This window comes from Acinetobacter sp. YH12134 (genome assembly GCF_013418555.1).
GTDB classification, from domain to species: domain Bacteria; phylum Pseudomonadota; class Gammaproteobacteria; order Pseudomonadales; family Moraxellaceae; genus Acinetobacter; species Acinetobacter indicus.
In genome coordinates, this window is sequence record NZ_VPBT01000003.1 from 1 (window position 1) to 22,648 (window position 22,648).

A 22,648-nucleotide genomic window follows, 5' to 3' on the forward strand; every position below is an offset into this window, starting at 1 on the left:
TCTTGACTCAAGCATTAATGCAGTACGATCTTCAAAGTTAAGATGATGGTATGACAATTTTATATACTCCATAAACCCTTTAAATTAATTAGGTGGTTTATGTCGCACTTCAAGTTTTACTCTGCCCTTCTTTTCTAAAGATAAACCCAACAATCAGTAAAATAATAAAGTAGTGAATATAAACAGGTAGAACAAAAAATAAGTAATACTCTGTTAAACCACAAATCAGATAATAAACCACATAAATAATACCTAAAAGAGCATATCCTCTTAACTCAAAATTAGAAAAGTAGCGTAGGAATTTCTTAATAAAGAATAGTAAAATTGATCCATAAATAAGCACCAGACCCAATAACCCTAAGATGCCATGTGCAGCCAATTCATGAAAAAAAATATTATGCATATGTTGAAAGCATGTCGGTAGCTGACCACTTTCTTTTAGCTCACAATTATGCGCTTCAATTCCATAGCCACCAACTCCAATAATTTGGTTATTTTCAAAAATTTCTAAAGACTCTTTCCATAGGAAAATTCTGACACCACTACTTGTTTTATAATTATTCTCAGCCAATTGAACCGTATCCGCAGAAAACTGCTGTAATCTATTTTTGATAGGAGAGCTATCCCACACTATATTTATTAAAATAAATGAGAGACTTAAGCTAAGCATTAGTATAACTTTCTTTATCTTATATTTATAAAAATGCAAAGTATAAGCAATTAATACAAGCGGTAATCCAATCCAAGTTCCTCGTGTACCATGTAAAATCAAAACAAAAATTAACAACAAGCATAAAACTAAATAAAAGTAACTAACAACCCCTTCCTTAAGAAAAGAATAAAACAAAGCAAAAAAAGCTAATGATATAAAAGTTATATCAAAAATAATAATAGGATTAAAAAATTGACTTAATAAACCTCTATTAAAATCTAAAATAAAACTATTATAGAAAGTATAAATAAATATAAAGCTGATAAAGAAAATTAAAGGTTCAAAAATATACTTTTCCCCTTGATTGAAAAAGACAATAAGGTAAGGAAGGAAAAGAAGAGGGATAACCCAAAAATATTGATTTGCTATTTTTGTATAGGTTTCTATCAATCTAACAGGAATTTCATCAAATCGTCCCAACAGCCAATAACTTAAAGTAAGAAAAATAAAACCAGATAAACAAAAAACCAATATATGTAAATCTATCTTAATTTTCTGATACTTAGTTGAAAGAAACCCCAAGATAAGGATAAGAACCGAATAGTAGTAAACATCAGCCCCTTTATCGAATACAGCTTGAATTAATAACGCACAAAATATCAATAGAATAAGATAGAAAGACTTATTCCTTAAAACCAACTCCACATCTACCCCAGATCAAAATTCTAAAAATTATTCATTATTATTTCATATCCTGCTTTTTTTTCTAAGATTCAACTTTAAAAAATCAATGGTTTATGTTTTTTCATAGTGAAGTTCTTGTGACAAAACCTGCAAAGAGGCATAATCCAACATTTACTTCAAGCGGTACGCTGTTTACGTATGCGCTGTCATTAACCCATATAGTTGGATTTTTTACGCTATGATGCGAACTCATTACTGCGGTTCTTTAACCGAAGCTCAAATCGACCAAACCGTAACCTTGTGTGGTTGGGTACATCGTCGCCGTGACCACGGTGGTGTGATCTTCCTGGATATGCGTGACCGTGATGGTCTGGTACAAGTGGTTATCGACCCGGATACCCCAGAAGCGTTTGCCACAGCAGATAAAGCTCGTTCTGAATTCGTATTAAAAATTACAGGCCGTGTACGCCGCCGTTATGCGGGTACTGAAAATGCCAATATGGTCAGTGGCCAGATTGAAGTATTGGGCAAAGAAATTGAAGTGCTGGCTCAATCTGAAACGCCGCCATTCCCACTGAATGATGAAAACACCAATATTTCTGAAGAAATCCGTCTGAAATACCGCTTCCTGGACATCCGTCGTCCAGAAATGTTAGAGCGTTTACGTTTCCGTTCTAAACTGACCAACCTGATTCGTAACTACTTCGAAGACAACGGTTTCCTAGACGTTGAAACTCCAATTTTGACTCGTGCAACGCCTGAAGGTGCACGTGACTATCTGGTTCCAAGTCGTGTATCTAACGGTAGCTTCTACGCACTGCCACAATCACCACAGCTGTTCAAACAGTTATTGATGGTGGGTGGTATTGACCGTTATTACCAAATCGCCAAATGTTTCCGTGACGAAGACTTACGTGCGGACCGTCAGCCAGAATTCACCCAGATCGACGTTGAAACATCGTTCATGAGCGATGATGACATCATGGATCTGATGGAACGTTTGACCGTGAAGATGTTCAAAGAACTTCTAAACGTTGAATTCGACAAATTCCCGCGTATGACCTATGCCGATGCGATGCGTGACTATGCATCCGACAAACCGGACCTGCGTATTCCGTTGAAACTGATTGATGTTGCAGATTTAATGCAAGACGTTGAGTTCAAGGTATTCGCTGGCCCTGCCAAAGATCCAAAAGGCCGTATTGTGGCACTTCGCGTTCCAGGTGCAGGTTCACTGCCACGTAGTGCAATTGATGAATACACCAAATTCGTGGGCATCTACGGTGCCAAAGGTCTGGCGTATATCAAGGTGAACGAACTTGAAAAAGGTATCGAAGGCCTGCAATCACCAATCGTGAAATTTATCGAGCCAATCGTGCTGGATCTCTTAAAACGCGTTGGTGCTGAAAATGGCGACATCGTCTTCTTTGGTGCAGATAAAGCCAAAGTTGTAAATGATGCAATGGGCGCGCTTCGTGTCAAGATTGGTCATGACATGAATCTTTCGACGTGCGAATGGGCTCCGCTTTGGGTGGTTGACTTCCCAATGTTCGAAGAAACTGATGATGGCAAATGGACTTCTGTGCATCACCCATTCACGCTGCCAAAATCAAGCGTTGAAGACGTGAAGAACAACCCGGGTGCTGCGCTGTCTGTCGCTTACGATATGGTATTGAACGGCACTGAAATCGGTGGTGGTTCACTGCGTATTCACAACCTGGAAATGCAAAAAGCCATCTTTGAAGCTTTAGGTATTGGTGAAGAAGAAGCTGAAGAGAAATTCAGCTTCTTACTAAATGCTTTACGTTACGGTGCGCCTCCACACGGTGGTCTAGCATTCGGTCTGGACCGTTTAGTGATGCTGATGACTGGCGGTGCGTCTATTCGTGATGTGATTGCATTCCCGAAAACCAAGACTGCTGAATGTCCATTGACTCAAGCACCAGCACCAGTTGAAGCTACTCAACTGCGTGATTTGGGTATTCGCTTACGTGAAAAACCAAAAGCGGAATCTCAAGAATAATAGCTTGTCATTCTAAAGAAGCCCTGCACTTGCGGGGCTTTTTTATTACATTGAGATCACTGCCGAGCAATGGCATAATAACTGCAGTTTTCATTCTTAGGTGATTCAGCGATGGCAATGCGTCCTGCAGTACGTAACCGTGGCATCATGCTCATTGTCTTTTCGATTGTACAATGGCTGTTCATGCGTTATATCTTGGCGAATAACCTGTTTGCGCTTGATACCAATGACCGTATTGTGTATTTCAGCCTGAGTAGTATTATCGGCGCCTTGCTGATTTTTGTCGGACTGATTTATATGGTCTTAAAAGGCAATGCCGATCGACCATAATTGTGCGGACTCTTGCTTGATTCATGTATTCCCTTCTTAAAAATTTCTCCAGACTCCCTCTGCGCTTGATTCAGGTCACCGCCCGATCTGTAGGCTGGTTGCTGTATGTGAGTAATTCTTCTGCCCGACGCGTGACCGAAATTAATTTAAAGTCGGCTTATCCGGAGTTATCCGAATCGGAACGGGATCAGCTCACGCGGCGCAGCCTAAAAAGCCAATGTATGACCTATGCAGAATCGGTCAAGATTTGGGGTTCTGCACCGGAGTTTGCCCTTGAACAGATCAAGGTCGTGCATGGAGAAGATATTTTTTTAGACGCCCTGCAAAACCCGAATGGGACGTTGGCAGTGGTGCCGCATTTTGGCACCTGGGAATTGATGAATGCCTGGGTGAATTTACATACCGCACCGGTCATTATGTATAAACCGAGCAAAAATCCGGATGTAGACCGGTTTATGCTGGAAGCACGCCAGCGTCTTAATGCCACATTGGTACCCACCGATGAAACGGGGGTACGTGCCTTATTTAAACATTTGAAACAAGGTGGATTTGCCGCGATTTTACCCGATCATGTACCTAAAGAGTCGGGGGGTATTTACTCACCTTTCTTTGGTCAAAATGCGCTTTCCTCTACCCTGCTCTCTAAACTGGCAGCCAAGACCCAGTGTTCAGTGATTGGTTTAAGCTGTTTACGCCGTGAAGATTTAAGTGGCTTTGAGCTGCATGTGCAGACCTTATCTGCAGAGATTAATGCCAAAGATTTGCAGCTTTCAGTCGATACGCTGAATAAAGAAATGGAGCGCATGATTAATGTCGCTCCAGAACAGTATTTGTGGGGATATAAGAGGTTTAGGAAGAGTGAGGGTGGCAGGAATTTATATAATATGCTTTAGCTCAATACTAACTTTTAATTAAAATTTGACCTCACCATTCATTCTCATTGAAATTTTTTACATACATTTTCGACCACTTATTTAAAATTTTAATTTTTTCCTACGCTATCATTTAAAATAAACAATTCTCGAGAAAAACAAACCTTTTACTTGCTTAATTAAGCGTATCAGTTCTCTTTTAATTTTATCGATAAACTTCACCTTAATTTTTGGTGCCTCAAATTGAACTCGGCCCTCTTCCAAAGAACTCTCAAAAGTTATCTCCTTATTTTTTACTTTATCTTGAATACATAAAGCTGGGCTTAGTTGGTAAACTTTAATGCAATTATCATAAATAGGGTTATAAAATAGCACCCAATCAATAGGCAAAATATTTTTCTTCATTTTTATTTCAGCAAGTAAACAATCAATAGCTTTTAAAGATAAAATATATCCCGCTCCGCCAAAATGAAAGTGCTTTAATTGATATAAACTTCTATTATGTATATTACCTGCAGAATCACCTAAAAAAATTTTAGTAAGAAATGTCTCTAATTTAATAGCATCTATATTTTTAGGAATCCAATTACTACAATTTAGAAATAAGTTTGCATTTCCCCCTAAATATATATCATCTTCAAATATTGCTACATATTTCAAACCTAGCTCTTTGGCATGCAACCAAACTGCTATATGACTCATCGCACATGCTAATTCTGCAGCACTAATATTATCTGAGCAACATTCTGGAAAATATTTTTCTTTTAAATCATAAGCTTTCTCTGGTGTTATCGCATCAAAAAATTCAAAATCAATACCTTGTTCATTAAAAACCTGTGTAATGTGATGTCTACGCTCTAATGCTGAAGAGAGACTAATAACAAAATTTTTCAAAATCAATACCAAAAAAAACTTGCCAATTATGATGTCATTATAGCAAAAATATTATTGGAAATTCACAACCTATCCTGCCATTTTAGCAGTTTTGAATAAACCTCTATATTAATAAAATCCTACATATTCTATTAGCCCTTATGCTGCCCTACCAAAATATGGAGGAGCTGAGCGTGACTTATGGGCCTTATATTTAGGACAAAAGCAACTTGGACATGAAGTAAAATTTATGACCAAAAGCTCAAATACCCATCCAGATGCACTGACATTCGCTCCTTCAAAAAAATTAGAAGCGCAAGTTGAAGGCTGGGCTGATATCATTCATTTTCATTTTTTATTTGAAGGTGATATTCAAACTCCTTATGTATGTACAACACATAATCAGCAATTAACACCAAAAACATTCCCGCAAAATACTATTTTCTTAGGAAAAAGACACGCTGAGCGTAGTGGTGCCCAAGCCTTTGTCTATAATGGTTTATATTGGGATGATTACGGACAACCTAACTTAGGCAAACCTAAAAACTATATCCACTTTTTAGCCAATGCAAAATATCGTGACAAAAATCTGAAAGATAGTGTTGAAATTGCACGTAAAGCCAATAAACCCTTACACATACTTGGAAGCAATCGTCTCAGCCTAAAATGGAAACGCAATGGTAAATATCAACCTTACTTTTATACAGGGAAAGATCTTACCTTTCACGGCATGATTGGCGGTGAAGAAAAAAATACTGTGATTCGAGATTCACAAGCTCTGATATTCCCAGTCTTAATCCATGAAGCTTTTGGACTAGCAATGATTGAAAGTCTATACTTAGGCTGTCCTGTTATTGGTAGCCATCACGGTTCTGTACCCGAACTTATTATTCCTGAAGTTGGCCTCAGTACTTCAAGCAAAACTCAAATGATTGAAGCTTTAAAAAATATTGATCAATTCAGTCGAAAAGCTTGTCATGAATATGCAAGAGACCAATTTAACCATCTCGTAATGAGTAAAGAATACATATCCTATTATGAACAAGTTTTAAATGGCTATCCTTTACATGAGCAACCACCATATTGTTCAGGTCATTTAGATAATGCCCTCAGTTTAGAAGAATAGTTCCTCTGTTCTTCTAAACACACGCGTTATTGTTGCCATTCAAGATTTTGGCATTCATTCATTAAATAAGGTAGATGCTGATTTAATACTTTTCCTTGTATCACCTGCGCATATTTTTCTAAATAACCCTGTGCCATTTTTTCAGCATTAAAATTTTCTACAACATGTTGCTGACAATATATTGGGTCAAATTTTTGCGTATTAATTGCTTCAATTAACAGATCAGCATTATTTGACAGTACACCACATTCAAATGGAACTAGTTCAGAAATGGCACCATATGGCGTAGAAAATACTGGGCACCCAAAATACATACTTTCAATAATTGCCAAACCAAAAGGTTCGTGCCAACGCACAGGGAATATTAACCCCTTGGAACCATTTAACAGTGAAAGCTTTTCTTGACCACCCACCATCCCATGAAATTTAATTTGCGGAGAAAATGTTAAACGCAAACCACGCTTAAAATTAAAACGATCCCCCCCTAATACATGTAATTGCTGTTTGGCTTTTTTTGCCACATAAATGGCACCCTTAACATTTTTCAAACGCCAAGCGGCTTTGCCTAAAAAGTGGTAATAGTTTCGTGGCCGCTTCCAATCCACGTCACCATAATTAGACCAATCCAAACCATTTAACACATAAGCGTCTGACTTGTGACGTTGTGCGTGATCACGAGAAACAAAAATAGTGTTTTGATCTAAACGCTCATTCAGTTGCGCATTACCATGCTCTGTCACGACGTAAGGTACATCAATTTTTTCATTCTTAGGCTGAAACTGTAGATGAGCGACATCAATATTATCTGGTATTTGCTGATTTATTGTTAGATTAGTATCTATTTCAATGACTTTAGCAAAATCACAATGTGACCCCTTTGGAACTAGAAACGTAATTTGATGCCCTAATTTAACAAGCTCTTTCGCCAAGTCCCAAATTACTCGCTCTGTCCCCCCATATGCATATACTGGAATAGGTGACATATTGGCAATTAAAATATTCATTATTATTTCTTCTCTTTATTCATCTGCCATAACATTAAATATTTATCTAGTGTATACCCCATAGATGCCATTGCTAATAAATAACCATACGCCCCGCCCAAAAAGTCACCACGGATGATATATTCTCGTATAAAAGAGAAAATGCCACGCAATACAGCTGCAAATAAACCTATTTTTTTACCATGCTTAAATTTATCCGATGCCCAATCATGACTATAGCGAATATTTTTCACTAGAAAATGGTGTAAATCATCGTTGGTTAAGTGCTCTAAATAACCATTTAATTTTACAGCAGGCACATTCTTCTGATCTAAAGATTCATGAACCTCCAAAGATGAGTATTGAAAAGACTTATTGGCATATAACCGTGCTAATCTGTCTGCATACCAAAAACGTTTTTGCACTTCAACACCACAGAACTGATTAACACGCGCCAAGCTAAAAACTTTATCCGTTTGAAGTGGATGCTTTAGCACCTCAACAATCGACTCCCGAAGGGCCTGATCAAGTCGCTCATCTGGATCCAGAACAAGTACATAGTCCTGAGTAGCATAACTTTGTGCTATCTGGCGCTGAATACCAAATCCTTTCCACTCACAGTTAACATACCATTTTACCCCGAATCGCTTGGCAATCTCTTCGGTCTGATCTGTACTGCCAGAATCAAGAATAATAATCTCATCAACAAGGTCATGCACTGTCGCTAAACATGCAGCTAAATGTTTCGACTCATTCTTTGCAATCATCACCAATGAAACAGTCGATTTTTTCTCAGATTGGTCAACTGGCTGAAGCTTTTTAATATTTTCTAGTGACTGATTAAAAGTTGCCAAAGCATGATTATTCTTCAAATCATATAAAATTGCATATTTATTAAAGGTATACTGTGTAAATAACAGAGAGTAAATGAATCCATACTGACCCATTAAGAAGCGGCCATCAATCAGGTATTGTTTAATAAACGCCCAGAACGTATGAAAAAACACCCCCCAAATACCAACTGTTTTCCCTCGTTGCTCACGATCGACAGCCCATGCTTTCGCATAATCTAAACGCTTTTCTAGCCAAAATTTAGGTGTAGGTGCGGTTTGATGCAAAAGAAAACCTTGCAGCTTCTCTGTTTTAGCCCCATTTAAAACAACTGACTCATGAACAAGATTATCATCATACTGATAGTCTTTTGGAAATAAGCGCCAATGCGCCTTCACTGGCCAATAAGCATTATCAATTTGATGACCAAATATGCAATCCAAACGCTTAATTCCAAAAACTGTATCTAAAGGCGGCTGTTGAATTGCTTTTAAAATACTCTGCTGTAGCTGCTGTGTAACCACTTCATCTGCATCCAAAGCAAGAATCCATTCACCTGTAGCATAAGACTGTGCAAGTTGACGCTGTTTTCCAAACCCTGGCCAATTTAGATTTTCAAACCATTGTCCCCCAGCGTCTTCCACCAGTTGTCGACTATGATCTGTGCTTCCAGAATCCAGTACAATTAACTCATCAATCCAGCCTTTTAATGCGGGTAACGATAATTCTAAGTTTTTTGCTTCGTTCTTAACAATCATGACCACACTTAAGCGATATGGTCGCGCTGTATGATTTAATGCAGGATGTTGCTTCAATTACTGCCAAGCCTCTTTAATCCAATCCGATGGCAACACATAGCGATACCATTTTCCTCCACCGCCATGAATTGCATCTGGTGGATTAATTTCCCCATGGAAAATAATAATTTTGGCACCTTCCGGTTTCACTGGCGGCTTAAAATAGGCCATCGGAATCTTTTGCAGACAATGATATTTATAGCTTTTACACCAGCTCTCTGGCCAGTAGCTTAATTTTTTCTCCTGATCGACATACCAGGACAAATACGCCTGCTCATTACGGAATTTCTGACGGATCTCATCAAAATGCTCACGGAAATACGGCAATAATCCTGGGAAAGCCCCCAGTTTAAAACGATAGACCGAACTGTTGCCGGTAATTCGCCATGGACGTTTCCAGTCATGAATAATCAGAAAATCACCCGGATGGGTAAAAAATGCGTCGATATTGTCGACAATGACCACATCTAAATCCAGAAATAGCGCATTGCCTGTCAAGCCATATAAATCTGGCTCAAACGTCGACAGCTTGTTCCAGCCACGCTCAGGCGCACCTTCTGGCAAAGCCAGCGGCGGGATCGGAAAACATTCTACTTCCGGATTAATGCCTTCAGTACGGTCAGTCAGGCAGACCATTTTAAAGTCGACTGTGGTATGGCGTTTGACCATATTGTACAAACGGTTAACGTATTCCGAACCGTATTTGGTTCCCCATTTCATGCACAGAACAACATTCTGTTCCTGCATTAAAGAAGATTGAGAGTTCATCTCTGTTTCATGTAAAGCCATGCCGCATGATCCACCTGAGCAATGGCGCCATCATATCACAGAGTTACAAATTAGCAGAATGGCTGCAAAGAAAAGCCACTGCAAAATAACTGTCAGAAAAGCGTCATCGAACTTGCACATTCAAGATGCAGATTAGAACTCATCGCAGAACAACAATAGATTATGAAAATTAGTATTGTCGGTACCGGCTATGTTGGCCTTTCCAATGCCATGATTTTTGCGCAGCAGCATAAAGTGGTGGCGCTCGATATCATTCCTGAAAAAGTCGAACTGCTGAATTATGGCATTTCTCCCCTACAAGACCCTGAAATTAGCGACTTCCTGAAAAATAAAGACCTGAATTTTAAAGCCACCCTGCATCAGGCCGATGCCTATCAGGATGCTGATTATGTGATTATCGCCACGCCTACCGATTACGACCCGCAGACCAATTATTTTAATACCGACAGTGTTGAAAGCGTGATTCAGGATGTACTGTCAATTAATCCCTGCGCCACCATGATCATCAAATCCACCGTTCCGGTCGGATTTACTGAAAAAATCAAACAGAAATATCGCAGCGGCAACATCATTTTTTCACCGGAGTTTTTACGTGAAGGCAAAGCCCTGCACGACAACCTGTATCCCTCACGGATTATTGTCGGAGAGCAGTCAGAGCGTGCCCGACTCTTTGCCGATATGCTACTCGAAGGTGCCATCAAAAAAGACTGCCCGGTGCTTTTTACCGGTTCCACCGAAGCAGAAGCCATCAAACTGTTTGCCAATACCTACCTGGCCATGCGCGTGGCCTATTTCAATGAACTGGACACCTATGCACAGCTGTTTCAGCTGGATACCCGACAGATTATTGACGGCGTCTGTCTGGATCAGCGGATTGGCAAATATTATAACAATCCGTCCTTTGGCTACGGCGGCTACTGCCTGCCGAAAGACACCAAACAGTTGCTGGCCAACTATCACAATGTACCAAGCAATTTAATTCAGGCCATTGTCGATGCCAATGTCACCCGTAAAGATTTTATTGCCCAGTCCGTCCTGCAACGCAACCCGAAAGTGGTCGGTATTTACCGTCTGGTCATGAAAAGTGGTTCAGACAACTTCAGAGCATCGGCCATTCAGGGGGTGATGAAACGCATCAAAGGCCGTGGCGTGGAAGTGGTGATTTACGAGCCGACCTTGCAGGAAGATGAATTCTTTCACTCCAAAGTTATGCAGGATCTGAATGAATTTAAACACTATAGCGATGTGATTGTTGCCAACCGTCAATCCGATGAGCTGGCGGATGTGCTGGAGAAAGTCTATAGCCGCGATATTTTTGGTATGGATGATTAAGAACATTTTCCCAGCCAATAAAAAAGGACTCAGCTGAGTCCTTTTTTACAGTTTGCACTTATTTTACATAAGTTAACCAGTGTGCATATTTCGGGTCTTTGCCCTGCACTGCATCAAAGTAGGCTTTCTGGATTTGCGTGGTGATTGGACCACGGACACCTTCACCAATCTGACGGTCATCGTATTCACGGATAGGCGTTACTTCTGCAGCCGTACCCGTAAAGAAGGCTTCATCGGCAATATAGAATTCATCACGAGTAATACGGCGCTCAACCACCTCATAACCCAAGTCTTTAGCAATGGTAATAATCGATTGACGGGTAATCCCATCCAGCGCACCACCAGCGATATCCGGTGTATGAATCACACCATCTTTAACCAGGAATACGTTTTCGCCCGAACCTTGACACACATAACCTTGTGGATCCAGCAGCATCGCTTCGTCATAACCTGAATGCGCCACTTCCTGATGGGCCAGAATCGACAGCGTATAGTTACCAGACGCTTTGGCTTTACACATGGTCACGTTTGGATGATGGTGAGTAAATGATGAGGTTTTTACGCGAATACCCTTCGCCATTGCCTCTTCACCCAGGTAAGCACCCCAGCTCCACGCTGCAACCACGGCATGAATAGTGTTGTCTGTTGCCGCAATACCGAGTTTTTCAGAACCAATAAAGATGATTGGACGTAAATAGCAAGATGCCAGTTTATTTTCACGCACCACATCAATTTGTGCTTGCTCTAAAGTTGCCTGATCAAACGGCACTTTCATTTGATAAATTTTCGCAGAATTTAACAAACGCTTTGTGTGCTCTTTTAGACGGAAAATAGCCGTTCCATTCGGGGTTTCATAGGCACGGACACCTTCAAACACACCCATGCTGTAATGCAGGGTATGGGTCAACACGTGAGTTTTGGCCTCACGCCAGTCAACCAGTTGTCCATCTTGCCAAATAAAACCATCACGATCAGCCAAATTCATGCCATAAACTCCAATTTTTCACAATTATTCACTCTCCAGCGCAAATGCTGCAGCTGGATCAATCAGTCTTTGCCATAACTTGCAAACGGTCATTCGGGTATCGTGCCAGTCGCTTGCAGACACTTGCATGGATTGATTTGCAAGGGCTAAGCGGTGGCTCTCTGCGCGTTCACGGAGATAAGCTTGAATCAGAGCAGTCGCATCGTTGCTGGATAAGCAACCTGTCTTTGCGGCATCCTCAAGGATTCGTACATTGTCGGAGTAATGGGCGAGATCTTTATTCGTCCCACTCCACGCTAACACCGCATACTGTGCCATAAATTCGATATCAACGATACCACCTGCATCCTGTTTTAAATGAAAAATTCCATCTTTTTTTTGCTCATTTGATGAACCGAGATGGTCTTTCATCTTCTGGCGCATTTTCAGCACTTCAGCACGCACATGCGCCTGTTCACGTGGCTGGGTCAGAATCCGGCAGCGTAGCTGCTCGAACTTGTCCCGAAGGCAGCGTTCACCGGCAATACTGCGCGCGCGTACCAGCGCCTGATGCTCCCACAGCCAGGCACTTTTTAGCTGATAATGCTCAAAGGCTTTCAGGCTGGTGACCAGTAATCCTGCTTCCCCAGACGGACGTAACCGGGTATCGACTTCATAAACGCGGCCATCTAAAGTCTGAGTGGTCATCAATGACACAAACTTTTGCCCCACCCGCATCGCAAACTCAAAACCGCTGATGGGTTTGAGCCCGTCGGTATCGGCCTGTTCATCCATATAATGAATAAAGACCAGATCCAGATCCGAGCCATAACCGAGTTCAATCCCGCCCACCTTGCCATAACCAATCACGGTAAAAGCCATATGATCCAGCGTACAGCGCTGACCTTCGGCATCGAGCGGGAAACCATGTTTTTTCGCGGTAATCTGATAAGCCAGATGCAAGGCAGCATTGACTGACACTTCGGCAATATCGGTGAGCGCATCAGAAACTTTCATCAGCGGACTTTCGGCCAGCACATCACTGGCTGCCACTGCCAGTACATTGGATTTTTTAAACAGGCGCAGTACCCGCATCTGGTCTTCGACCTGATCGACCTCAATCCGCAGCAATTGCTGACGCAAGGAATCTTCCAGATCCTGACGTTTCGGCAATTCAAAATCCATCGACAGAAATTCATCCAGCAGCACCGGATAATGGGTCAGCTCTTCACAAATCCATGGACTGACGGTGGCCATTTTTACCAGACGTTGCAATGCGCCTTTGCTTTCAATCAGCATCACCAGATACACGGTACGGCGCATTACCGATTCCACCAACGGCATCAACCGTACCAGCGCAACTTGCGGCATATCTGACTGCAACACTGCTTCGACCAGATGCGGCCAGAAGGTTTTCAGACGCTGTACCGCTTTGGCCGGTAATTTTTTCAGCGCATGTCCATACCAGAATTCATGCACCAGATTTTTGGCCTGATCATCCAGCACTTCATTCAGGCGCTGTTCCAGCTGGCTAAAACTTTCGACCAGCGGATCAGGTTCTTTTTCTTTAATTAAATGCTCAAACTGATAGATGACCTTGGCGCGTTTTTCATCTAGAAAAGCCATAAAATCTGGCCAGCTCGCAAAACCTAAAGTGCTGATCAGACGCTGACGCAATTCTGGCTCGGTCGGTAAGGACTGGGTTTGCTGGTCATTCAGCGCCTGAATCGCATGTTCAACCCGGCGCAGAAATAAATAGGCATCTTCCAGCTCGGCCACGGCTTTGCTGTCCAGCAATTCAGCTTCATCCAGATGATTCAGGCTGACCAGACATTGCCGGTCTTGCAGCTCCAGCTTGGACCCGCCATAAATCAGTTGGAACACCTGCACAATAAATTCAACTTCACGAATCCCGCCAGCACCGAGTTTAATATCATCTTCCAGATGACGGCGCTGCACTTCGCGCTCAATCATGGCCTTCATTTCACGCATGGCTTCAAAGGCGGTGTAATCGACATATTTGCGGAACACGAACGGCCGGGTCATCTCCAGCAGTTCATCCCCTTCTTTGCCTCCGGTGACAATGCGTGCCTTGATCCAGGCATAGCGTTCCCATTCACGGCCGTGCTGGCTTAAATATTTTTCCAGCGCCACATGGCTAATCGCCAGTGCCGAACCGTCGCCCCAGGGACGCAGGCGCATATCGACCCGGAACACAAAGCCATCGGCGGTGATATGGTCGAGCAGATAAATCAGTTTCTGTCCCCATAAAATACAGAACTGCTGCACATCAATACATTTACGACCGTTGGTTTCGCCCTGCTCATCGAAGGCAAAAATCAGGTCAATATCGCTGGATAAATTCAGTTCCTGCGCGCCATGTTTACCCATGGCAATCACAATCAGGTCCTGTACTTTACCGTTATAGCCCACCGGCTCGCCATGCTTGGCCACCAAGGGAGCCCGGGCAAAATCTTTGGCTGCTGTTACACAGACATCGGCGAAATCGGACAGTTCACGGGTCAGGGTGACCACATCGGTTAACTGGTTGGCATCTTGCCAGATCCAGCGAAACATCAGCCGGGCACGTAAAATCCGCAGACTACGCATCCACTCGGTTTCATCCTGAATATCCTGCAAGGTCGTTTGCACGGTGTGCTGAATCTGCTGGGTGCTTAAAGGGGTTAAAAACCGGTCAACTGCATAATCTTGTTCTAAGAGGGGTTGGTGCTTGGCCAATACCTGTTCTGCATATTGGCTGGCACCTAAGGTTTTGCGCAATTGTTCCGTATTCATTCACACACCCAAAGCTGACTGTTTTTTCTAGTTATATCAGGAGTCTGGCTAGAGGGGAAAAGAAAATTGCGTTTTCTACATTTTTACTTTTTCGAACTGTATATCCTCCGGCATTAAAGCCTGATGCGCGCTGGTGGCCTGCGGCAAGGTCACAATAAAGGTGGTTCCTTCGCCTTCATTGGATTCCACCACAATTTCACCTTTGTTCAGGTCGACAAAACGTTTACACAGTACCAGGCCCAGACCGGTACCTTTTTCACCCGCCGTACCTTTACTACTGGCCGTGACCGCAGCCTGGAACAGCTGATCCATTTGCGACTGGCTCATGCCCAGGCCGGTATCCTGAATATAGATGTGTACGCCATCGTCTGCCTGTTCGGCGCGTAAAGTCACCTTGCCGGTACCATCTGTCGGGGTGAATTTTAGCGCATTCGACACCAGGTTCTGGATAACCGAAGTAATCATATTAATGTCGGCATAGACTTTAATATCATCATCAATCTGGTTAATCAGCTGAATATTCTTTTTCACCGCCAGACTGTTCAGGACATCGCAGACAATTTTCGACGACTGTTGCAGCTTGAAGTTAATTGGATGATAGATAAAGCGGCCGCCTTCTGCCATAGCCCAGTTCAACAAGCTTTCCAGCAGGTTATAGGTCGATTGCGCAGTATCATATAAATAGTCGGCAATATTTTGCACACTGGAATCATCCAGCGTTTCGCGTTCTTGCGCCAGAACTTCGGAAAAACCGAGCAGGCCATGAAACGGCGCTCTCAAGTCATGCGCAATAATCTGGAAAAACTTGGTTTTACTAAAATTCAGCGCGGCCTGCTGCTCATACATTTCTTTTAGTTCAGCATGCTCGGCTTTTAACTCCAGATAATTCACCAGGTTAGTGGCCAGATCACTGAGAATTTCAATCGCCTGTAGCGAAAAAGGCTGCTCGTTCTGGTCGAAAAACAGGATTTGTCCAATCGAACGACCATCGGACATTTTCAGATCAAAGGCCATAAAGCGTTTTGCTTCTACGCCTAAAGAGCCAATACGCTCAACCAGTTGTATATAGTGAGGATGCTCGGTATGAATGCAGTCCTGACCATCAAACAGTTCGACAATCTGGATATGATCGGGTGCAATAAAGGCTTTAAAACAGTCCTGATGAGCATACCATAAATAGGGTTCGCCCTCGAAGGCCAGTGCGGAACGCTCTACCCCTAAAATTTTACGGGCAGATGATAAAAAACGCTCAATCTGATTGGTGGCAGTAAATACCCCCAATAACAGAGACAACCTGCATGAACTCAGCTGTTCAGTTTCTGAACCTATTTCAAGCAACTGCAACTTCATATCTGCCTCATCCGAGATCCATTCTTATAGAATATTTAGGCCATTTTTAAAGCTGATTGCTCAGCCCGGTTAACAAACTTTAACAGAGAATATAACACCAAACCCAAAAGAATAAACCAAGCTCCTTCATTAATTTGTAACCTGAAAAAATTTTAAAAAAAGGTATATTTTCATTAAATTTATTAAATAAATTCACTACTTTTTGTTTATCTCTTTTTAAACAGCAAGCTACTTTAACTGATTTTGGTTAAAAATAAATTGGCACATTTTCATACACTTTTTCAGTGTTATGTTAGGTATGATTTCTGTAAATTCATCGGATTTTTAAGGGAATTTCCTGGTTAATTTTCACCGGATAATGGGTTCACCACGTTACTTTAGTTTTACATATTCTGTTCATGTTTTTGGACGATAATATATCCGCCTGATCAGTGAATCGTCATCAAATTATCAATCTGTCTTATTGGTATTGAAAAAATCAGGTTAATCATTCAAATCTGATTAACAGATGTGCTGGATGGAATGATCGAGCTTGAGGGAAAAAGACGGTTTTTTTTAGTATTTTTCTTCCCCAAACAGGTAAGTGTGGATTCAAATCAGGCACAAATATCACGAATTAAAATGCATCATTTTTCAGCGAAATGTCGTTATCACGGATATTACGTTGACTGAAAAGGCTTGAGGGTCGATACTCTCAAGGTTTTACTTAAGCAAACCGGTTCGCAGGGGCTGATTCATCACTTTCACCCCCTCAAAACTCAATCAACGCAAGGGGCTATATATGGCTGGTGGAAAGTCAACCATCATTTACACACTGACTGACGAGGCGCCATTACTGGCGACTTATTCGCTGCTGCCGATTATTGAGACCTTTACTAAGCCGGCCGGCGTAGAGATCGTTAAAAGTGACATCTCCGTGGCCGCACGCGTGCTCGCAGAATTTTCTGACTACCTCACCGACGAGCAAAAGGTCACTGACAACCTCGCAGAGCTAGGTCGTCTTACACAAGATCCAGATACGAACATCATTAAACTTCCAAACATCAGTGCTTCTGTTGCTCAGTTGACTGCATGTATCAAAGAACTTCAGTCTAAAGGCTATGCGATTCCTGATTACCCTGAAAATCCGACCACTGAGGAAGAAAAGGTAATCAAGACCCGTTATGGCAAATGCCTGGGCTCTGCAGTAAACCCGGTATTACGTGAAGGTAACTCTGACCGTCGCGCACCAACTGCAGTAAAGAACTACGCGAAGAAAAACCCGCACTCAATGAGCGAGTGGAAACAGTGGTCACAAACTCACGTTTCTCACATGGACGAAGGCGACTTCTACCATGGCGAAAAGTCCATGACTTTAGACCGCGCGCGTAACGTGAAAATGGAACTGATCACCAAGTCAGGTGAAACCATTGTTCTGAAGCCAAAAGTTGCGCTGCAAGACGGTGAAATCATCGACTCGATGTTCATGAGCAAAAAAGCGCTTTGCGACTTCTATGAAAAAGAATTGGATGACTGTAAAGAAGCCGGCATCCTGTTCTCTTTACACGTAAAAGCGACCATGATGAAAGTTTCACACCCGATCGTATTCGGTCACTGTGTGAAAATTTACTACAAAGATGCTTTCGAAAAACATGGCAAACTGTTCGACGAGTTAGGCATTAATGTCAATAATGGTATGGCCGGTCTTTACGAGAAGATCGAAACCCTGCCAACTTCTTTACGTGAAGAAATCATCGAAGACCTGCACGCGTGTCAAGAACACCGTCCTGCACTGGCGATGGTGGATTCTGCAAAAGGCATCACTAACTTCCACTCTCCGAACGACGTAATTGTTGACGCATCTATGCCAGCAATGATCCGTTCTGGCGGTAAAATGTGGGGTGCTGACGGCAAGCCTTACGACTGTAAAGCAGTAATGCCAGAATCGACTTTCGCGCGTATTTACCAGGAAATGATCAACTTCTGTAAATGGAATGGTAACTTCGACCCACGTACCATGGGTACTGTGCCTAACGTTGGTCTGATGGCGCAAAAAGCGGAAGAATACGGTTCACACGACAAGACTTTCGAAATTCCTGAAGCGGGTGTTGCCAACATCACGGATCTGGAAACAGGTGAAGTGTTGATGTCTCAAAACGTGGAAGAAGGCGACATCTGGCGTATGTGTCAGGTGAAAGACGCACCAATCCGCGACTGGGTGAAACTGGCTGTTACACGTGCACGTAACTCTGGTATGCCAGCCATCTTCTGGTTAGACCCGTACCGTCCACACGAAAATGAACTGATCAAGAAAGTACAAAAATACCTGAAAGATCACGATACAGACGGTTTAGACATCCAGATCATGTCACAAGTCCGTGCAATGCGTTATACGCTTGAGCGCGTTGCTCGTGGCCTGGATACCATTTCTGTAACTGGTAACATCTTACGTGACTACCTGACTGACCTGTTCCCGATTATGGAACTGGGTACATCTGCGAAGATGCTGTCAATCGTGCCGTTAATGGCTGGTGGCGGTATGTACGAAACAGGTGCCGGTGGTTCTGCACCAAAACACGTACAACAGCTAGTTGAAGAAAACCACTTACGTTGGGATTCTTTAGGTGAGTTCCTGGCATTGGCTGTTTCTCTGGAAGAAATGGGCATTAAAGAAAACAATGCACGTGCGAAACTGCTTGCAAAAACACTGGATGCTGCGACTGGTAAATTGCTTGACAATGATAAGTCTCCATCACGTCGTACTGGCGAGTTAGACAACCGTGGCAGCCACTTCTACCTGGCTAAATTCTGGGCTGAAGAGCTTGTAGCGCAAGACGAAGATACAGAATTGAAAGCGAAATTTGCACCGATCGCTCAATCTCTTGCTGAAAATGAAGAGAAAATCGTAAGCGAATTGAATGCAGTTCAAGGCCAATCTGTAGATATCGGTGGTTACTATGCAGTTGATCCTGCGAAAGTAAATGCTGTAATGCGTCCAAGTGTTACATTGAACCAAATCATTGAATCACTAAACGCTTAATCAGGCTGTACTAGCTTTAAAGCTTGTAAAGTGAATAAAACCGGTGCTTAGGCGCCGGTTTTTTGATATTTAATACCATTAGATTAACAAGCGATCAGGGATGAATTTAACCATTCAGTGATGCCGTAAAAGGTGGAGCTGCTTACTTATATCTTGATAGGTATCTTGATTATTCATCCTTTCTATTCCACGACATCCAATCATTTTTTTAGAATAATCTGATTCTTCTTATTTTTCAGGCAATAAAAAAACCCCAAGTCTGAATATGCTTGGGGTTCTTTAGAATCTGTGGTCCCGAGGGTCGGACTCGAACCGACACGTCATCTCTGACAGCGGATTTTGAGTCCGCCGCGTCTACCAATTTCACCACCTCGGGAAGGTGTTGATGCGTATAATAAACTGTTTCACCCGCTTGTCAACGCTCGCCTCCCATATTTGTTTAAAAATAAATCAACGGGATTTTTTTTGTCTTATAATTAGGCAATTTCAGCGATAAAACCGAAAAACGCATATACTACGCCCAATCCTGTTATTGTTTTGCGCATTTATTTAACCATGCAACTTTCTGATTTTAATTTCGATCTCCCTGATGAACTGATTGCCCGTTACCCGCTGGAACAGCGCAGCGCCTCGCGTCTGCTGCATGTCAATGCCGAAGGTCAGTATCAAGACCATCAATTTACCGATATTGTCAATTTACTTGAAGCTGGCGATGTGCTGGTCTTAAATGACACCAAAGTCATGAAAGCCCGCCTGAAAGGTAAACGTGCTACCGGCGGCGCTGTGGAAGTGCTGGTTGAACGCATGCAAGATCAGTTTATTGCGCATTGCCATATTAAAGCCAGCAATTCACCAAAAGCCGGTGCTGAACTCTTCATTGGTCCAGATGAAGTGAAAGTCACGGTACAAGGCCGGCATGAGAACCTGTTTATTGTCGAGTTTTCCCAGCCCATTCTAGAGGTGCTGGATCGCTACGGCGCCCTGCCCATTCCGCCGTACTTTAACCGTGAAGCAGAAGCGATTGATACCGAACGCTATCAAACTGTATTTAATGATCCAACCAAACTGGCCAGTGTTGCCGCCCCGACTGCCAGCCTGCATTTTGATGCCGAACTGCTGGCCAAGCTTGAAGCCAAAGGCATTCAAAAAACCTTTGTAACCTTGCACGTCGGTGCTGGAACCTTCCTGCCGGTACGTACTACTGATATTGAAAACCATATCATGCACAGCGAATGGTGTGATGTACCAGCCGCCGCTGTGGAGATGATCCAGCAGGCCAAAGCACGTGGCAATAAAGTCATTTCAGTTGGAACCACGGCCACCCGTGCAGTCGAAAGTGCAGCACAGGCACACGGTGGCACACTGGCCTCCTGGACCGGTGATACCCAGATTTTCATTTATCCGGGCTATAAATTTAAAGTGGTAGACCGTCTAATCACCAACTTCCACCTGCCTGAATCAACCCTGCTGATGCTGGTGTCAGCCCTGTCGAGTCGTGAAAATATCATGCGTGCCTATCAACATGCGGTGGCTCAGCGTTACCGCTTTTTCAGTTATGGCGATGCCATGCTGATTGATCAGGCCCACAGCTAGAGCACTGTCCCATGCCAATCGAGAATATTCAGCACAGCATCCATATTCGCCGCAAGAAGAATCAGCTGGTGTGGAATAATCTCGCCCGGCTCTGGGAAATTGGTGCACAAGCCAAATCTCAGCAGGAACTGCTTGACCGGCTGCATCCCTGGAATGCCCCGATCAGCCTGCGTTTTGAAAACAAGCTGCCAATTTTGCTTGGCATCATCGGCCTGATACTGATCCTGCTGTTCTGGCTGGCCCCGGCGCACTGGGCCTTGCAGCTGTGTCTGCTGCTGGGTGGTCTGCTGATCTTTGGTGCGTTTCTCTGTTATGAATCCAGCCGCCCAATCACCAATGCCATTCAGGAACTGGAGCAACAGGCACTGGCGCTCAAGTATCAGTTGGCCTTTAACAGCATTCCCCGGCATGAACAGATCATTTTCCAGCCGGTCCGTTTTATAGCGCAAATCAAGCAGCTGTTTCCGCTGTTCCAGCAAGGCAATCTCAGCAATGACATTCGCCGCTACGCCCTGACCCACTGGCAGGATGAACAGGGCCAGACCCATCAGGTGATGCTGTTTGAATATCGCTATGTCTCTGAAATTCAGGCCCAAGACCAGAATGGCAACAAGATACGGCTTAAAGAAATTGAAAAATTCCTGTGGGGTGCCATTGTCTTTGGGGTCGAGTTACAGGGACTGGCCCTCAGCTCGCAGCGCAAAAGCTTTGCCTACCCCTATACCCAGTCGTGGCATACCAGTGATATTCAGATTAACCGGCAGTTAAACATCTATGGCACCGATACCCACCAGATGGCCCGGCAGCTGACCCCGGCGGTGGTACTGAAACTGGCCAATTTCCTGAACGCGCAGCCCGGCGATCTGCTGTTTCATCCTGAACAGAAAATCCTGTGCTATGTAGGTAGCCAGAACCTGTTTCAGGCCAGCAGCAACTATAAAACCATTCAGGATATTTCGGCTTTACGTGGACATCTGCGTACATTTAAATTACCGTATCTAGAACAATTACAACGCCATTTGCTGCAGCTTTTATAAATTTGGACGTGGGGAGATTTCTATGGGATTGATGATTTTTCTGGCTATTATTCTGGCCGTGCTGATTATCGGGATTCTGATTCGCAACAATATTGTGCGTTATCACAATGCCAGTATTCGTGCCTGGGCCGATGTCACCAGTTACGAACGCCAGAAAGTCAAAATTCTGGAACAACTGATTCCAGTGGTAGAACAATATTCCAGTTTTGAACAGGGCACGCTGGCCAAAGTGACCGAACTACGCCAGAACGTATTAAACCTGAAACTGGACAGTACCGACAGCGCCCAGCTGCAACATATTGAGCGTTTGAGTAAAGAGCTGCTGCACAGCCTGAACGTGGTGGTCGAGAATTATCCTGAGCTGAAAGCCAATGACATCTATTTAAAAATGATGCACGAAATTGAAGAACAGAATGAAAATGTCGGTGCCGCAATTACTATTTTTAACCGCAATGTCGAGCTGTTTAACAACCAGATTCAGATTTTCCCGAACAACATCATTAACACCTTAACTTTGGGCAAAAAAGCCATTCGCCCGTTCCGTGATCCAAGCATGCAGCAAGGCTTTGAGTATCGCCCGAATTTTTAAAACCAAGA

At 43.1% G+C, this 22,648-nt stretch carries 16 protein-coding genes, 1 tRNA gene and 1 pseudogene; 9 read left to right on the forward strand and 9 right to left on the reverse strand.

Annotation, left to right across the window (positions count from 1 at the left end):
- Window positions 1-109: 109 nt before the first annotated feature.
- Window positions 110-1,357 (reverse strand): O-antigen ligase family protein, encoded by a 1,248-nt coding sequence (locus FTU69_RS02955; protein ID WP_180103458.1) that lies wholly within the window; start codon window positions 1,355-1,357, stop codon window positions 110-112.
- Between the two features lie 217 nt (window positions 1,358-1,574).
- On the opposite strand from FTU69_RS02955, the gene aspS reads away from it, so the two are divergent.
- The 3 genes from aspS (at window position 1,575) to FTU69_RS02970 (ending at window position 4,582) form a co-directional block, all read left to right on the forward strand.
- On the forward strand, window positions 1,575-3,359 hold the full coding sequence (aspS, locus tag FTU69_RS02960) for an aspartate--tRNA ligase (RefSeq protein ID WP_104473612.1): 1,785 nt from the start codon (window positions 1,575-1,577) through the stop codon (window positions 3,357-3,359).
- A gap of 111 nt (window positions 3,360-3,470) precedes the next feature.
- Window positions 3,471-3,689: a hypothetical protein gene (locus FTU69_RS02965; RefSeq protein WP_005180031.1), complete on the forward strand. Its 219-nt coding sequence runs from the start codon at window positions 3,471-3,473 to the stop codon at window positions 3,687-3,689.
- Window positions 3,690-3,712: 23 nt separating this feature from the next.
- Window positions 3,713-4,582, forward strand: a complete 870-nt coding sequence (locus FTU69_RS02970) for a lysophospholipid acyltransferase family protein (RefSeq protein ID WP_180103459.1) — start codon at window positions 3,713-3,715, stop codon at window positions 4,580-4,582.
- A gap of 108 nt (window positions 4,583-4,690) precedes the next feature.
- On the opposite strand, the gene FTU69_RS02975 is transcribed toward FTU69_RS02970, so the two are convergent.
- The gene (locus tag FTU69_RS02975; RefSeq protein WP_180103460.1) at window positions 4,691-5,455 is read right to left on the reverse strand and encodes a glycosyltransferase family 25 protein; all 765 of its coding nucleotides are present in this window, start codon (window positions 5,453-5,455) and stop codon (window positions 4,691-4,693) included.
- A gap of 140 nt (window positions 5,456-5,595) precedes the next feature.
- On the opposite strand from FTU69_RS02975, the pseudogene FTU69_RS02980 reads away from it, so the two are divergent.
- Window positions 5,596-6,560, forward strand: a pseudogene (locus FTU69_RS02980) (glycosyltransferase family 4 protein).
- A 26-nt stretch (window positions 6,561-6,586) separates the two neighbouring features.
- Here the strand turns inward: FTU69_RS02980 and FTU69_RS02985 are convergent.
- Genes FTU69_RS02985 through FTU69_RS02995 form a run of 3 tightly spaced genes read right to left on the reverse strand, consistent with a single transcriptional unit; the run spans window position 6,587 to window position 9,960 of the window.
- Window positions 6,587-7,564: a glycosyltransferase gene (locus tag FTU69_RS02985; RefSeq protein WP_180103462.1), complete on the reverse strand. Its 978-nt coding sequence runs from the start codon at window positions 7,562-7,564 to the stop codon at window positions 6,587-6,589.
- Between the two features lie 2 nt (window positions 7,565-7,566).
- Window positions 7,567-9,132, reverse strand: a complete 1,566-nt coding sequence (locus tag FTU69_RS02990; protein ID WP_180103526.1) for a glycosyltransferase family 2 protein — start codon at window positions 9,130-9,132, stop codon at window positions 7,567-7,569.
- A 57-nt stretch (window positions 9,133-9,189) separates the two neighbouring features.
- Window positions 9,190-9,960 carry a glycosyltransferase gene (locus FTU69_RS02995; RefSeq protein WP_075174841.1) on the reverse strand — a complete coding sequence of 257 codons (771 nt, stop codon included), beginning with the start codon at window positions 9,958-9,960 and terminating at the stop codon, window positions 9,190-9,192.
- A gap of 162 nt (window positions 9,961-10,122) precedes the next feature.
- On the opposite strand from FTU69_RS02995, the gene FTU69_RS03000 reads away from it, so the two are divergent.
- Window positions 10,123-11,292 (forward strand): nucleotide sugar dehydrogenase, encoded by a 1,170-nt coding sequence (locus FTU69_RS03000; RefSeq protein ID WP_180103463.1) that lies wholly within the window; start codon window positions 10,123-10,125, stop codon window positions 11,290-11,292.
- Between the two features lie 58 nt (window positions 11,293-11,350).
- Here the strand turns inward: FTU69_RS03000 and FTU69_RS03005 are convergent, their stop codons facing one another.
- The 3 genes from FTU69_RS03005 to FTU69_RS03015 all read right to left on the reverse strand — a co-directional run bounded on the left by FTU69_RS03005 (window position 11,351) and on the right by FTU69_RS03015 (window position 16,402).
- Window positions 11,351-12,277, reverse strand: coding sequence for a branched-chain amino acid transaminase (locus tag FTU69_RS03005; RefSeq protein WP_075174843.1), 927 nt, complete (start codon window positions 12,275-12,277; stop codon window positions 11,351-11,353).
- A gap of 24 nt (window positions 12,278-12,301) precedes the next feature.
- Window positions 12,302-15,052 carry a bifunctional [glutamate--ammonia ligase]-adenylyl-L-tyrosine phosphorylase/[glutamate--ammonia-ligase] adenylyltransferase gene (gene glnE / locus FTU69_RS03010; RefSeq protein WP_127800694.1) on the reverse strand — a complete coding sequence of 917 codons (2,751 nt, stop codon included), beginning with the start codon at window positions 15,050-15,052 and terminating at the stop codon, window positions 12,302-12,304.
- A gap of 75 nt (window positions 15,053-15,127) precedes the next feature.
- Window positions 15,128-16,402, reverse strand: a complete 1,275-nt coding sequence (locus FTU69_RS03015) for a GAF domain-containing sensor histidine kinase (protein WP_168383318.1) — start codon at window positions 16,400-16,402, stop codon at window positions 15,128-15,130.
- 781 nt (window positions 16,403-17,183) lie between these two features.
- On the opposite strand from FTU69_RS03015, the gene FTU69_RS03020 reads away from it, so the two are divergent.
- On the forward strand, window positions 17,184-19,421 hold the full coding sequence (locus FTU69_RS03020) for an NADP-dependent isocitrate dehydrogenase (RefSeq protein WP_180103464.1): 2,238 nt from the start codon (window positions 17,184-17,186) through the stop codon (window positions 19,419-19,421).
- A gap of 289 nt (window positions 19,422-19,710) precedes the next feature.
- On the opposite strand, the gene FTU69_RS03025 is transcribed toward FTU69_RS03020, so the two are convergent.
- A tRNA-Leu gene (locus FTU69_RS03025) sits at window positions 19,711-19,797 on the reverse strand.
- Window positions 19,798-19,976: 179 nt separating this feature from the next.
- Between FTU69_RS03025 and queA the strand changes: the two genes are divergently transcribed.
- Genes queA through FTU69_RS03040 form a run of 3 tightly spaced genes read left to right on the forward strand, consistent with a single transcriptional unit; the run spans window position 19,977 to window position 22,640 of the window.
- Window positions 19,977-21,014 carry a tRNA preQ1(34) S-adenosylmethionine ribosyltransferase-isomerase QueA gene (gene queA / locus FTU69_RS03030; RefSeq protein ID WP_180103465.1) on the forward strand — a complete coding sequence of 346 codons (1,038 nt, stop codon included), beginning with the start codon at window positions 19,977-19,979 and terminating at the stop codon, window positions 21,012-21,014.
- 11 nt (window positions 21,015-21,025) lie between these two features.
- The gene (locus FTU69_RS03035; protein WP_180103466.1) at window positions 21,026-22,051 is read left to right on the forward strand and encodes a hypothetical protein; all 1,026 of its coding nucleotides are present in this window, start codon (window positions 21,026-21,028) and stop codon (window positions 22,049-22,051) included.
- Between the two features lie 22 nt (window positions 22,052-22,073).
- Complete coding sequence (locus FTU69_RS03040; RefSeq protein ID WP_104500079.1) at window positions 22,074-22,640, forward strand: LemA family protein; 567 nt, start codon at window positions 22,074-22,076, stop codon at window positions 22,638-22,640.
- Window positions 22,641-22,648 lie beyond the last annotated feature (8 nt).

What these genes read in the sequence shown, in the direction of transcription:
- aspS (WP_104473612.1), top strand. Translation starts at nt 1,575, where the DNA reads ATGATGCGAACTCATTACTGCGGTTCTTTAACCGAAGCTCAAATCGAC.
- FTU69_RS02965 (WP_005180031.1), top strand. Translation starts at nt 3,471, where the DNA reads ATGGCAATGCGTCCTGCAGTACGTAACCGTGGCATCATGCTCATTGTC.
- FTU69_RS02970 (WP_180103459.1), top strand. Translation starts at nt 3,713, where the DNA reads ATGTATTCCCTTCTTAAAAATTTCTCCAGACTCCCTCTGCGCTTGATT.
- FTU69_RS02985 (WP_180103462.1), bottom strand. Translation starts at nt 7,564, where the DNA reads ATGAATATTTTAATTGCCAATATGTCACCTATTCCAGTATATGCATAT.
- FTU69_RS02990 (WP_180103526.1), bottom strand. Translation starts at nt 9,132, where the DNA reads ATGATTGTTAAGAACGAAGCAAAAAACTTAGAATTATCGTTACCCGCA.
- FTU69_RS02995 (WP_075174841.1), bottom strand. Translation starts at nt 9,960, where the DNA reads ATGGCTTTACATGAAACAGAGATGAACTCTCAATCTTCTTTAATGCAG.
- FTU69_RS03000 (WP_180103463.1), top strand. Translation starts at nt 10,123, where the DNA reads ATGAAAATTAGTATTGTCGGTACCGGCTATGTTGGCCTTTCCAATGCC.
- FTU69_RS03005 (WP_075174843.1), bottom strand. Translation starts at nt 12,277, where the DNA reads ATGAATTTGGCTGATCGTGATGGTTTTATTTGGCAAGATGGACAACTG.
- glnE (WP_127800694.1), bottom strand. Translation starts at nt 15,052, where the DNA reads ATGAATACGGAACAATTGCGCAAAACCTTAGGTGCCAGCCAATATGCA.
- FTU69_RS03015 (WP_168383318.1), bottom strand. Translation starts at nt 16,402, where the DNA reads ATGAAGTTGCAGTTGCTTGAAATAGGTTCAGAAACTGAACAGCTGAGT.
- FTU69_RS03020 (WP_180103464.1), top strand. Translation starts at nt 17,184, where the DNA reads ATGGCTGGTGGAAAGTCAACCATCATTTACACACTGACTGACGAGGCG.
- queA (WP_180103465.1), top strand. Translation starts at nt 19,977, where the DNA reads ATGCAACTTTCTGATTTTAATTTCGATCTCCCTGATGAACTGATTGCC.
- FTU69_RS03035 (WP_180103466.1), top strand. Translation starts at nt 21,026, where the DNA reads ATGCCAATCGAGAATATTCAGCACAGCATCCATATTCGCCGCAAGAAG.
- FTU69_RS03040 (WP_104500079.1), top strand. Translation starts at nt 22,074, where the DNA reads ATGGGATTGATGATTTTTCTGGCTATTATTCTGGCCGTGCTGATTATC.